Below are 12371 nucleotides of genomic sequence, written 5' to 3' on the forward strand. Positions count from 1 at the left end.
CACAATCGCAGGTGTGGAAACGCTGACACCCGCCGAGATCGTCAAGCGCGCCGAACTGCGCAAGATGAAGGCCGTGGCCACCTCGTTCCTGCTCGGGGCGGTGGTCATCTACGTCTTCGCGCGCTGGCAGGAGTCGGCGGGCGCGCCGGCCTGGGTGGGCTTCGTCCGGGCCGCGGCCGAGGCCGGCATGGTCGGCGCGCTCGCGGACTGGTTCGCGGTGACCGCGCTGTTCCGGCGGCCGCTGGGCCTGCCGATCCCGCACACCGCGATCATCCCGACCCGCAAGAAGGAACTGGGCACCAGCCTCGGCGACTTCGTCGGCGCCAACTTCCTCTCCACCGAGGTGGTCCGGGACAAGCTCAGCCGGGTCGGCGTCGCCGGGCGGCTCGGCCAGTGGCTGGCCGCGCCAGGGCACGCCGAGCGGGTCACCGAGGAGCTGGCCACCGCGGTGCGCGGCGCGGTCACCGTGCTGCGCGACGAGGACGTGCAGGCGGTGCTCGAACAGGCCGTGGTGCGCAAGCTGGTGGACCGGCCGTGGGGACCGCCGCTGGGCAGGCTGCTCGGCCAGACCTTCGCCGACGGCGCCCACCACAAGCTGGTCGACCTGCTCTTCGACCGCGCCTACGACTACGTGCTGACCAACGAGGACACGCTCAAATCGCTGGTCTCCGACCGCGCCCCGTCCTGGTCGCCGAAGTTCGTGGAGGGCCTGGTCGCGGACAAGGTCTACAACGAGCTGCTGGCCTTCGCCTGGGCGGTCAAGACCGAGCCCGCGCACCCGGTGCGGCTGGCGGTGGACAAGTTCCTGGCCGAGTTCGCCGACGACCTGCAGCACGACCCGGACACCATGGCCAAGGCCGAGGCGGTCAAACAGCAGGTGGTGGACCACCCGGACGTGCAGAACCTGGTCGGTTCGGCCTGGGGCACCGCGAAGAAGATGATCCTGGCCGCCGCCGAGGACCCCTCCAGCGAGTTCCGGGTCCGGGTCCGCGACGGCCTGCGCACACTGGGCGGCAAGCTCGGCGCCGAGCCGGAGCTGCGGGCCAAGGTGGACGGCTGGCTGGAGGGCGCCGCGGTCTACCTGGTCACCAACTACCAGGCCGAGATCGTCACGCTGATCACCGACACGGTGGACCGCTGGGACGGCGAGCAGACCGCGCGCAAGGTGGAACTGCAGGTCGGCCGGGATCTGCAGTTCATCCGGATCAACGGCACCGTGGTGGGCGCGCTGGCCGGACTGGGTATTCACACTGTGTCCCAGTTGCTGTTCTAGGAGAGGTGAACAGGCAGATGGCTTCCGGCGTCCGCATCGAACTGACCGCGATCGACTGCCCGAACCCGAGGGAGCTGGCCGGGTTCTACGCCAGGTTGCTCGGCTGGCAGACCATCAAGGGCCGGGAGGACTTCCTGGCCCTGTATGACGACGACGGGGTGGCCCGGCTCGGCTTCCAGCGCGTCCAGGACTACCAGCCGCCGACCTGGCCGACGGGTGAGCGCCCGCAGATGCTGCACCTGGACCTGCGGGTGGACGACCTGGACGCCGAGCACGAGCGCACGCTGGCCTGCGGGGCGGTGGTCCTCGGCGAGGTGCAGGGCACCTCCAAGGAGGGCTGGCGGGTCTACGCCGACCCGGCCGGGCACCCGTTCTGCCTGATCGCGGACTGAGCGAGGCGGACCGCCCGGACGCAGGGTCCGGGCGGTCCAGCCGTGCCGCCCGCATGTCGGGGGGCGAACACGCTGACGGCAGCTCACGGGTGCGGCAACAGCTCCGGGCAGCCCTGGGTCTTGTACTTGGCGTCGAACTCGAAGTGCCAGGGCTCGTTGGCGTAGCGGCGGCACCAGCCGAACTCGCCCTTGGTCCGCTCCAGCCATGCTGCCGAGGGACGGGGCTGCACGTCCACCGCCAGCCCCTGCACATGCAGGGATCTGCCGGGCGGCAGCACGAACTGCCGGGCCTTGGCCACACTGCCGTGCAGGGCCACCGCCGCGTCGAACTCGGCCTGCTGGGCCGCGGCGCTGCGCTTGCCGTCGTGCACGCACAGGGTCAGGCCGGCCTCCCAGGCCACCTGCCGGACCTGCTTCCAGGCCGCCTCGGCGGCGTCCTTGAGCCCGTCCACCTTCTTGTCGAAGTAGCTCGGGTCCACCGCGCAGACCGGCTTGCCGTTCTTGTCCAGCTGGGGCTCGGGTTGCGGGCCGGGGGTGTTCGGCGGGCGGGCCGGGTTGGTCGGCACCGCCACCACCTCCACCGAGGTCTGCGCCGGCGGGCTGGCGCCGCTGGTGGTCGGGCTCGCCGCGGCGTCCAGACCGGCCCACTCGGCCGCGTTCTGCCACACCCCGGTGGTGCCCAGCACGCCGATCAGCGCCCCGGTCAGGCCGATCGCCAGGGTCAGGCCGATGATCTTCCGTCGCACGCGCGACCTCCTCTCTGCCGCTGATACGCGGGCAGCCGGGTGGCGGGTTGCACGTTGGCCCGAATGTCCTATTCAGGCCATGTATAGACCGTGTGTATACCCCCCGTGTAGAGTTGCTCCCATGTCAATCGGGCACACGCTGCTCGGACTGCTGGAAGGCGGTCCCCGGCACGGCTACGACCTCAAACGCGCCTATGACGAGCGCTTCGGGCACGACCGCCCACTGCACTACGGGCAGGTCTACTCGACGCTGTCCCGGCTGCTCCGCAACGGACTGGTGCAGGTCGAGGGCGTCGAGCAGGGCGAGGGGCCGGAGCGCAAGCGCTACGCCATCACCGGCGCCGGGATCACCGATGTCGGGGCCTGGCTGGCCACGCCGGAGAAGCCCGAGCCGTACCTGCAGAACACGCTGTACACCAAGGTCGTGCTCGCGCTGCTGTCCGGTCGCAGTGCCGCCGACCTACTGGACACCCAGCGCGCCGAGCACCTGCGGCTGATGCGTGAGCTGACCCAGCGCAAGAGCGCGGGCGACCTCGCCGACCAGCTCATCTGCGATCACGCGCTGTTCCACCTGGAAGCCGATCTGCGGTGGCTGGAGCTGACCGCCGCCCGTCTGGACCAGCTAGCCAAGGAAGTCGGGGCATGACCAACGTGAACGGGCCGTTGCTGGCCGGATTCGACCTGCACAAGACCTTCGGCCCCACCCCGGCGCTGGCCGGCGCGGGTATGCAGGTCAGCCCGGGTGAGGTGGTGGCCGTGATGGGGCCCTCCGGCTCGGGCAAGTCCACCCTGCTGCACTGCCTGGCCGGGATCCTGGTGCCGGACTCGGGCCGGGTCAGCTACCGCGACCGGGAGATGTCGGCGATGGGCGAGTCCGAGCGCAGTGCGTTGCGGCGCACCGAGTTCGGCTTCGTCTTCCAGTTCGGCCAGCTGGTGCCGGAGCTGACCTCGGTGGAGAACGTGGCGCTGCCGCTGCGGCTGGGCGGGGTCAAGCGCAAGGAGGCCGAGCGCCGGGCCACCGAGTGGCTGGAGCGGCTGGAGGTCGCCGATGTGCGGGACAAGCGGCCCGGCGAGACCTCCGGCGGCCAGGGACAGCGGGTCGCGGTGGCCCGCGCGCTGGTCACCGGCCCGCGAGTGATCTTCGCGGACGAGCCCACCGGCGCACTCGACTCGCTCAACGGCGAGCGGGTGATGCGGCTGCTGGTCACCGCGGCCAAGGACACCGGCGCCGCGGTGGTGCTGGTGACGCACGAGGCCAGGGTGGCCGCCTACTCCGACCGCGAGGTCGTCGTCCGCGACGGGCGGACCCGCGACGTCGAGCTGGTCGGCTGATGCGCGGGCCCGGGTTTGGGAGTCGCGCGTGATGGGTAAGGGCGAAAGGGACACGCGGACGGCTGTTCGCCGCTGGGTCGACGACCTCGCCCTGGGGGTCCGGCTGGCTGTCGGGGGCAGCAGGAACTCCTGGGCGAGGCTCACCCTCACCGCGGTCGGCATCGGCGTCGGGGTGGCCGTGCTGCTGCTCGCGGCCTCCTTCTTCAACATCAAGAACGATCACGACGACCGCCGGTACGGCCGGGTGGTGCCCTCGGCGGCGCAGCAGCCGGTGCCCGGACTCGACCCGTTGCCGGCCGCGCGGACCAGCACCGAGTTCCGCGGGCAGAGCGTGCAGGGCGTGCTGGTCCAGCCCCAGGGCGCGAAGACCGCGCTGCCGCCCGGGGTCAGCGTGCTGCCCAAGGCCGGTGAGTACCTGGTCTCGCCCGCGCTGGCCAAGCTGCTCGACTCGGCCGAGGGCGAGTTGCTGCGGCCCCGCTTCGACGGGCCCCGGCGGCTGATCGACAGCGACGGCCTGGTCGGCCCGCACGAGCTGTTCTTCTATGCCGGGGTGGCCGACCTGAGCTGGGCGGGCGATGCCAGGGCGGTCTACGCCTTCGGCGAGACGCACAAGCCCGAGCCGCTGGAACCGCTGCTGTTGCTGCTGGTGCTGGTCGGGGCCAGCACCATGCTGATCCCGGTGGTGGTCTTCATCGCCACCAGCACCCGGCTGGCCGCCGCCGCCCGCGACCGCAGGCTGGCCGCGCTGCGGCTGGTCGGCGCGGACGCGGCGCAGACCCGGCGGGTGGCCGCGGGCGAGACGCTGATCGGCGCGGTGCTCGGAGTGCTGCTGGGCGGGGCGGTGTTCCTGCTCGGCAGGCAGCTGGTGGAACTGGTCGAGCTGTGGGGCACCAGCATCTTCGCCGCGGACGTGCGGCCCTCGCTGTGGCTGGTCGCGCTGATCGCGCTCGGCGTGCCCGCGCTCGCGGTGGTGGTGTCCATGGCCGCGCTGCGCAACACCCTGGTCGACCCGCTCGGCTCGGTCCGGCAGGCCAAACCGGTCACCCGCAAGCTCGCCTGGCGGCTGGTTCCGCTGGTGCTCGGCGCCGGGCTGCTGGCCGTGCAGGCAGGCGGTCTGATCAACACCTCGAGCGGTGCGGGCTCCGGCTCCACCCGGGCCGTCGTGCTGATCGCGACCGGGGTGATGTTGCTGCTGCTGAGCATTCCGCTGCTGCTGCCGTGGGCGATCGAGAAGCTGGTCGGCCTCTTCCACGGCGGCCGCCCGGCCTGGCAGCTCGCGGTGCGCCGGATGCAGCTGGACAGCGGCACCTCGGCCAGGGTGATCGGCGGGCTCGCGGTGGTGCTGGCCGGTGGCATCGCGCTGCAGACCGTGCTGATGACCGCCGAGCGGGACTTCCCGCCCGCGGAACGGCCCACGGACGCGACCAGGCTGATGGTGAGCGTGCGGTCGGGCGCCGTCGATCCGCAGGCGGTGCTCGGGCAGTTGCGCCGCACCCCCGGCCTGCTCTCGGCCACCGGCATCGCGAGCACGCTGGCGCGTGGGCCGGGCAACAACGACTTCTACTCGGTCGTGCTGGCCGATTGCGCGGAACTGAGCAGGCAGACCGACATCACCGACTGCCGTCCGGGCAAGGCCTGGCTGGTGGCGCCGAATCCCGGCAGCACCGACCCGGCCCCGCCGCCTGCCCCCGGCCAGCAGCTGATGATCGATGTCGACGGGAGCGGCAGGGGCCCGGCGTGGCAGCCCAACTGGACCGTGCCCGCCAAGCTCATCCCGGCCAAGGCACGTGCGGGCAGCGACTACTCGCTGGGCACCGGCATCCTGCTGCCGACCGGCGGCCTGTCCCCGGAGCTGACCAAGCAGCTCTACCTGTCGGCCTACCTGCGGGTCGACCCGGCCCAGCCGGACGCCGCCGAGCATGTGCGCAACGTGCTGGGCCCGTTCAACTGGCGGGCCTCGGTGCACCCGCAGTACAACGACAACTCCTACAACCGGGAGCGCGCGCAGAGCTACGCCACCGTGCGCCGAGGGGTGCTCATCGGCGTGCTGGTCGCGTTGCTGCTGGCCGCGGCCAGCCTGCTGGTGATCGGCTTCGAGCAGGTGCGGGAACGACGCAGGCCGCTGGCGGTGCTCTCGGCCAACGGGGTGCCGCGGCGCACCCTGGCCGGTTCGGTGCTGTGGCAGAACGCGGTGCCGGTGCTGCTGGCCGCGGTGGTCTCCGCCGGCGCCGGGATCGGGCTCGGCGCGCTGTTGCTGCGCACCGTGCGCAGGCCGCTGCTGCTGGACTGGACCTCGGTCGGGGTGTCCGCGGGCGCGGCGGTGCTGGCGGCGCTCGTGGTGAGCCTGCTGACGCTACCGTCGGTGCTGCGAGCCATGCGGCCGGAGGGCCTACGAGCGGAATGAGCACTGGCATGAGGCAGCGGTCGCCTGCGGATGAGGTCCGGATCGGGCAGTGGCTGGGTGAGCTGCTGCTCGGCGCCCGGCTCGCGCTCACCGGCGGCCGCGCGGCCTGGGCCCGGCTGATGCTCTCCGCGGTCGGCATCGGGCTGGGCGTGATGGTGCTGCTGCTGGCCGCCTCGGTGGGCAATGCGCAGCAGGGCAAGGCCGACCGGATCGCCGCCCGCGAACTGACCAAGGGCGAGCCGGGCAAGGTCGGCGCCGGGAACCCGACCCACCTGCTGTCCAGGGACGTCGGCCAGTACTGGCGTGGCCAGTACATCGCCGGGGTCGAACTGGGCGCTGACGGCGAGGTGCCGCGGCTGCCGCCAGGGCTGGACCGGCTGCCGGGGCCGGGGGAGATCGTGGCCTCGCCCGCGCTGTCCCGGCTGCTCGCCGAACCCGGCCACGAGCTGTTGCGGGATCGCCTGCCCAGCAAGGAGGTCGGCCGGATCGGCGACGCCGGGCTGGACCGGCCCGGCGAGCTGTTCTTCTACACCGGGCTGCCCGAGCAGCTGCGCGCGCAAGCCTCCCCGGTGCTGCGGATCGGCAGCACCGTGGACACCCAGCCGATGGACGAGCTGTTCCAGCTGCTGCTCACCGCGGCCGCCGCCGCGCTGCTGGTGCCGATCGGGGTGTTCGTGCTGGTCGCCACCCAGATCGGCGCGGGCGCCAGGGAGCAGCGGCTGGCCTCGATCCGGCTGGTCGGCGCCGATCCGGGCCAGGCCCGGCGGATCGCGGCCGGGGAGTCGCTGGCCGCCGCGGTGCTCGGCCTCGGCGTGGGCGCCGGGCTGTTCCTGCTGGCCCGCTCGCTGGCCGCGGTGGTGGAGATCGACCAGATCGGCTTCCATCCCGCCGATGTGGTGCCCAGCGCGCCGATCACCACGCTGCTGGTCTTCGGGGTGCCTGCCACCGCGGTGGCTGCGGCGCTGTTCGCGTTGCGGCGGTTGGAGATCGGGCCGCTCGGCGTGGTCCGCCGGGCCGATCCGCCTGCGCGCAGGCTGAACTGGCGGCTGGCCCTGGCCGGGCTGGGGGTGCTGGTGCTGGCCGCCAACATCCCGCTGCGCGGCTTCGACCGCGTTGCCGAGGACTGGCGCGGCACCCTGCTCGCCATCGGCATCGCGCTGGTGCTGGCCGGGGCCGCCGCGCTGCTGCCCTGGCTGGTGGAGCGGGTGGCGGAGAACTGGCGGCCGCCGTGGGTGGCCGCGCTGCTCGCGGTGCGGCGGCTGCGCTTCGAGTACGCCACCACCAGGGTGGCCGCCGGCGTGGTCACCGTGCTGATCGGCGCGATCGCGCTGCAGGTGCTGCTGACCACCATCGCCCGCACCGAGTTCTCGTCCGGCTACTTCCCGAACACCACGCCGGGCGAGGTCATGCTCTACGGGGCCGAGGGCAAACCCGATCCGGCCCGGGTGCGCGCCGAGGTCGGCAAGGTGCCGGGAGTGACCCAGACCGGCGAGCTGCGCCCGGCCTACACCGAGGACAACCGCGCGCTCCAGGTCACCGACTGCGCCACCATCCGGCAGCTCTTCGAGGTGACCGACTGCCGGCCCGGCAAGGTCTACCAGGCGAGCAACTCACGGGAGCAGTTCCGGCCCGGCACCGTGGTCCGGCTGCGCCCCACCGGCAACGGGGCCGCCTTCGACTGGCGGGTGCCCGCGGTGGAACGGGCCGAGAACGGCAACGGCTGGCTGGGCCGCAACCTGGCCTCGACACTGGTAGCCTCCGGAGCCGACCCGCGGCTGGACACGATGCCGGTGAGCTACATCTGGGTCCGCGGGCCCGCCGACGATCCGCAGCTGGGTGAGAAGGTGCTGACCGCGGCGGCCAGGGTGGATCTGGCCATCCGGGCCCTGGACCTGCCGATGACCCGGAACTCGACCGTGGTCGCCTTCCAGAGCGTGCGCGGCGGGGTGCTGGCCGGGACCGTGGTGGTGGTGCTGCTCGCGGTGCTGAGCCTGGTGGTGGCCGCGGTGGATCAGCTGCAGGAGCGGCGCAGGCAGTACTCGGTGCTGGCGGCCAGTGGCGTGCCGCGGCGCACCCTGGGCTGGGCCACGCTCTGGCAGAACGCGGTGCCGACCGCGATCGGACTGGCGCTGGCCGCGCCGGCCGGGGTGGGACTGGCCGCGCTGGTGTTGCGGGTCATAAGCGGCAGCGGCTCCCGGGTCCGCCAGATTGTGGTGAACTGGGGAGACGTGGCCATGATTCTGGGCGCGGGTGCCGCGCTGATCTTCCTGGTGACCCTGTCAACCTTGCCGGCCCTGCGTTCCGCGGTCCGGCCCAGCGGTTTGCGTTTCGAGTGACCCTGGCATGAGCTGGCCGTTGCTCACCCTGTTCGGCGCGGCTGTCGGCAGTGGCATCCTGCCGATCTTCAGCGTCGAGCTGTACCTGGTCGGACTGTCCGCGGTCCGGCCGGATCTGCACTGGTTCGCCGCCGGTCTGGTCACCGGCGTCGGGCACGTGCTGGGCAAGATGGTGCACTACTACGCCGCGCGCGGAGTGCTCAACCTGCCCTGGATCACCCGGCGGATCAACGCCTCCAACGGGCGCTTCGCCACCTGGTTCCGGCACTTCCAGGACACCTGCGCGCACCGGCCGTGGTGGAGCTTCTTCGTGGTGCTGCTCAGCGCCTCGGTGGGCATCCCGCCGTACACGATCCTGGTCGTGGTGGCCGGGGCCGGGCGGCTGCCGCTGAAGGTGCTGCTGCCCGCCGCGCTGATCGGCCGGGTGGCCCGGTTCTGCGTGCTGGCCAGCGGCGGCAACCTGCTCGGGAGCGTGGACTGGGGCTTCTGAGCCGCACATATTCCAGGTGACCGGGCGGTGCGGGCGCGCGCACCGCCCGGCCACCTCGACGCTAGATGAGAATATTCAGCGCGGCGATGCGCCGAATGCGGGTCGTTTTCGTGACCTACGGTGAGCCCTGTTGAGGGTTGGTCCCCGATCGCGCGACACTGCGGCCAGCAGTAGAGCCGAACAGGGGAGCTGACGCGTGGCCCAGGTGCAAAGCCCGACCGTGGGGCGCCGTCGACTCGGCACCGAACTACGTCAGCTCCGCGAGGCGGCGGGGCTGACCCACGTCCAGGTCGCCGAGGCGCTGGACTGCTCCCAGGGCAAGATCTCCAAGATCGAGACCGGCCGGGTCCCGGTGCGGACCCTGGAGGTCCGGGCCATGGCCGAGCTGTACGGCGCGGCCGAGGACCGGGTCGAGATCCTGCTGGGCCTGGCCAAGGACTCCAAGCAGAAGGGCTGGTGGCAGTCTTACGGCACCGGCGCGGTGCCGCCCGGCTTCGACACCTTCCTGGGCCTGGAGGCCGCGGCCAGTTCGCTGCGCACCTTCAGCAGCGGCCTGATCCCTGGCCTGCTGCAGACCAAGGAGTACGCCTACGAGCTGCTCAACGCCTGGTCCCCGGTGGAGCGCACCGACGTGGAGAGCAGCCTGGCGCTGCGGCTGGCCAGGCAGGAGCGGCTGACCGGGGTCAACCCGCTCAGCCTGTGGGCGGTGGTGGAGGAGGCCGCGCTGCGCAGGCTGGTGGTGCCCGCCGACGCGATGCGCCAGCAGCTCCGGCATCTGCTGCACCTGGCCTACCGGGCCAACGTGACCGTGCAGGTGCTGCCCAACGCGGCCGGCGCGCACCCGCTGATCGGGGACAACGTGGCGCTGCTGGAGTTTCCCGACCCGGTGGACCCGCCGGTGGTGTTCCTGGAGAACTCCGCTGGCTGGCAGGGCATGAAGAAGGCGGCCGAGGTGCGCCGGTACAAGCTGGCCATGGACCACCTGACGATGGCCGCGATGAGTCAGAAGGACTCGGTCGCGCTGATCGCCAAGATCGCCGACGAACTCGTCTGAGTCACAGGTCGAACAGCTCGGAGAGAATGTCTTTCTTCTTCTTGCGCCGCCGGTAGTACGGGTCGTGCGCGTACGGGTCGTGGCCGTACGGCGCGGGCTGGCCGTAGCCCGGCGGCACCGGCGGCGGGGCGTAACCCGGCGGCTGCCCGTAGGCGGGCGGCGGTGCCGGATAGCCCGGTTCCGGCTGGTACGGCGGGGGCTGGGCGGCGACCGGCTGGTCCACCGGCACCGGGTGCGCGCCGCTGGTGGCGGTGCTCGCGGCGGCGGCCTCCTCGCGCTCGCGGGCCTCGGCGGCCTGGCGGTAGATCAGCGCCGCGTCGACGAGGCGTTCCAGCTCACCGCGGTCCAGGAAGATGCCCTTGCAGTCCTGGCACACGTCGATGTGCACACCGGTGCGGTCCACGGTCTGCATGATGTCCTGGCACTTCGGGCAGATCACCAGACCAGGGTACCCAGCAGGAAGCCGGTGGTGGCGGCCAGAACTCCGGCGGCCACGCTGCCCGCCACGGTGAGCGCCGCCTTGCCCCTGGGCAGCAGCCGGGTTTCGTGCGCGAAGGTCGAGTAGGTGGTCAGCGCGCCGCAGAAACCGGTGCCCAGCAATGCCATCGCCGGTGCGGCCACCATGGCCCCGGCCAGCCAGCCGAGCAGCAGCGAACCCGCGGTGTTCACCGCGAAGGTGCCCCAGGGCAGACCGGGGAAGCGCCGGGTGGCCCACTGGGTGACCAGGTAGCGCAGCGGGGCGCCGAGGGCCGCGCCCAGCACCACCAGCAGCGCGGTCACCTGCCGATCCGCTCGCCGAGCAGGTGCCCGGCCCAGACCGCGGCCAGCGCGGCGAGCAGGGTGATCGCCAGGTAGGCGGCGGCCTCGGCGGCGCGGCCCTCGTGCACCAGCCGGACGGCGTCCACGGCGTAGGCGGAGAAGGTGGTGAAGCCGCCGAGCACCCCGGTGCCCAGGAACGGGCGCAACGTGGAATCCGCGGCGGTCCGGCTCATCAGCAGGCCGATCAGCAAGCAGCCCAGGACGTTCACGCCGACCGTCGGCCAGGGGCCGGGGAGGGTCAGCCCGATGGCGTGGCGCGCCAGGGCGCCGAGGGCGCCACCGGCGGAGATGAGCAGCAGAACCGGCATCCGACCACGGTAGGCGCTGGCCCGATCGGGTGTGTGCGAGGCCACCGGGGAACTGGTAGCAGGCCGCTTGCAACAGCTAGCACTCTTGCGTACGGTCGAAGACAGGCGAGAGGAGGTGACCCCCATGGGCGAGGACAACAACAAGTCGGTCAACCAGGTGGTCGCTGATCTCGGCCGTGATATCGGTGACTACATCCGCACCCAGCGGGCGAACGCGCAGATCTCGTTGCGCCAGCTGGCCAAGCTCGCCGGTGTGTCCAACCCGTACCTCAGTCAGATCGAGCGCGGGTTGCGCAAACCGAGCGCCGAGATCCTGCAGCAGATCGCCAAGGGGCTGCGGATCTCCGCCGAAGCGCTCTACGTCCAGGCCGGAATCCTGGAGGAGCGCCCAGGTGGGCCCGTCATCGACGCCGTGCTCGCCGACCTTGACCTGAACGAGCGGCAGAAGCAGGTGCTGCTCGACGTCTACGAGTCGTTCCGGCGGGAGAACGCCGCCGCGACCCCGCCAGCCGATTCACCCACCGAGGAGTGATCCAGTAATGCCCGCACTGCCCACCGCCGAAGACGTCCGCAAGGCCACCGAACAGGCCGCGATCGTGTTCAACACCGCCATCGAGCAGGCCCGCACCCCGCTGCTGGCCGCCCTCGGCGCCGGTGACCTGGCCGCCAAGGCCGTCGTGGACGCGCTGACCAAGGCCCGCGAGACCGTCGGCGAGCGCGCCGAGAAGGCCACCACCGCGGTGAACGACCTGCCCGCCGAGCTGGGCGAGCTGCGCAACAAGCTGGACCCGGCCGAGTTCCGCAAGATCGTGGACGCCTACACCCAGGCCGCCCAGCAGCTCTACGGCTACCTGGCCGAGCGCGGCGAGGCCACCCTGGACAAGCTGCGCAGCAACCCGCAGGTGCAGACCGCCCAGCACCGGGTCGAGGAGGCCGCGGCCGAGGTTCGCGAGCTGGCCGACGACGTGCTCGGCAAGGTCACCCGCCGGACCCGCGTGGCCGGTGAGAAGACCGCCGCCGCCGCGGAGAAGGCCGCTGAGAAGATCGAGGACGTCGCGGTGCAGGTCGAGGAGGCAGGCGCGAACGTGGCTGCCGCCACCAAGACCGCCACCCGCAAGCCGGCCGCCAAGCCCGCCACCGGCGCCCGCAAGACCACCGGCCCCAGCACCACCGGCTCGCGCAAGACCACGAGCTGACCTGGCGCAACCGCACAACCT

Annotated in this window: 14 protein-coding genes; 10 read left to right on the forward strand and 4 right to left on the reverse strand. The window is 72.2% G+C overall.

Features of this window, described 5'->3' with window-relative positions:
* The first annotated feature begins 13 nt into the window (after positions 1-13).
* Positions 14-1273, forward strand: coding sequence for a DUF445 domain-containing protein (locus MZC64_RS02195; protein WP_374205600.1), 1260 nt, complete (start codon positions 14-16; stop codon positions 1271-1273).
* 17 nt (positions 1274-1290) lie between these two features.
* Positions 1291-1665: a VOC family protein gene (locus MZC64_RS02200; RefSeq protein ID WP_247755402.1), complete on the forward strand. Its 375-nt coding sequence runs from the start codon at positions 1291-1293 to the stop codon at positions 1663-1665.
* Positions 1666-1748: 83 nt separating this feature from the next.
* Here the strand turns inward: MZC64_RS02200 and MZC64_RS02205 are convergent, their stop codons facing one another.
* Positions 1749-2411 (reverse strand): D-alanyl-D-alanine carboxypeptidase family protein, encoded by a 663-nt coding sequence (locus MZC64_RS02205; RefSeq protein ID WP_247755403.1) that lies wholly within the window; start codon positions 2409-2411, stop codon positions 1749-1751.
* Between the two features lie 121 nt (positions 2412-2532).
* Here MZC64_RS02205 and MZC64_RS02210 point away from each other — a divergent pair, with 121 nt between their 5' ends.
* The 6 genes from MZC64_RS02210 (at position 2533) to MZC64_RS02235 (ending at position 10027) form a co-directional block, all read left to right on the forward strand.
* Positions 2533-3057, forward strand: coding sequence for a PadR family transcriptional regulator (locus MZC64_RS02210; protein ID WP_247755404.1), 525 nt, complete (start codon positions 2533-2535; stop codon positions 3055-3057).
* Positions 3054-3743 carry an ABC transporter ATP-binding protein gene (locus tag MZC64_RS02215; protein WP_247755405.1) on the forward strand — a complete coding sequence of 230 codons (690 nt, stop codon included), beginning with the start codon at positions 3054-3056 and terminating at the stop codon, positions 3741-3743. Before MZC64_RS02210 ends, MZC64_RS02215 begins: the two co-directional genes overlap by 4 nt.
* A gap of 31 nt (positions 3744-3774) precedes the next feature.
* Complete coding sequence (locus tag MZC64_RS02220) at positions 3775-6147, forward strand: FtsX-like permease family protein (protein ID WP_247755406.1); 2373 nt, start codon at positions 3775-3777, stop codon at positions 6145-6147.
* Between the two features lie 8 nt (positions 6148-6155).
* Entirely contained in the window at positions 6156-8483 is a 2328-nt protein-coding gene (locus MZC64_RS02225; protein ID WP_247755407.1) for an ABC transporter permease, read from the forward strand.
* 7 nt (positions 8484-8490) lie between these two features.
* Positions 8491-8973, forward strand: a complete 483-nt coding sequence (locus MZC64_RS02230) for a hypothetical protein (protein WP_247755408.1) — start codon at positions 8491-8493, stop codon at positions 8971-8973.
* 196 nt (positions 8974-9169) lie between these two features.
* Positions 9170-10027 (forward strand): helix-turn-helix transcriptional regulator, encoded by an 858-nt coding sequence (locus MZC64_RS02235; protein ID WP_247755409.1) that lies wholly within the window; start codon positions 9170-9172, stop codon positions 10025-10027.
* Position 10028: 1 nt separating this feature from the next.
* Here MZC64_RS02235 and MZC64_RS02240 read toward each other — a convergent pair whose 3' ends face one another.
* From MZC64_RS02240 to MZC64_RS02250, 3 genes are read right to left on the reverse strand one after another with little or no spacing between them, the layout of a single operon-like run.
* On the reverse strand, positions 10029-10466 hold the full coding sequence (locus MZC64_RS02240) for a zf-TFIIB domain-containing protein (protein WP_247755410.1): 438 nt from the start codon (positions 10464-10466) through the stop codon (positions 10029-10031).
* Positions 10463-10807 (reverse strand): CrcB family protein, encoded by a 345-nt coding sequence (locus tag MZC64_RS02245; RefSeq protein ID WP_247755411.1) that lies wholly within the window; start codon positions 10805-10807, stop codon positions 10463-10465. Before MZC64_RS02245 ends, MZC64_RS02240 begins: the two co-directional genes overlap by 4 nt.
* Positions 10804-11154: a CrcB family protein gene (locus tag MZC64_RS02250; protein WP_247755412.1), complete on the reverse strand. Its 351-nt coding sequence runs from the start codon at positions 11152-11154 to the stop codon at positions 10804-10806. Before MZC64_RS02250 ends, MZC64_RS02245 begins: the two co-directional genes overlap by 4 nt.
* Before the next feature lie 124 nt (positions 11155-11278).
* Here MZC64_RS02250 and MZC64_RS02255 point away from each other — a divergent pair, with 124 nt between their 5' ends.
* Positions 11279-11686, forward strand: coding sequence for a helix-turn-helix domain-containing protein (locus MZC64_RS02255; RefSeq protein ID WP_247755413.1), 408 nt, complete (start codon positions 11279-11281; stop codon positions 11684-11686).
* Between the two features lie 7 nt (positions 11687-11693).
* Positions 11694-12350 (forward strand): hypothetical protein, encoded by a 657-nt coding sequence (locus tag MZC64_RS02260; RefSeq protein ID WP_247755414.1) that lies wholly within the window; start codon positions 11694-11696, stop codon positions 12348-12350.
* Positions 12351-12371 lie beyond the last annotated feature (21 nt).

Origin of the sequence: Crossiella sp. S99.2 (assembly GCF_023094165.1) — a bacterium.
Lineage (GTDB): Bacteria > Actinomycetota > Actinomycetes > Mycobacteriales > Pseudonocardiaceae > Crossiella.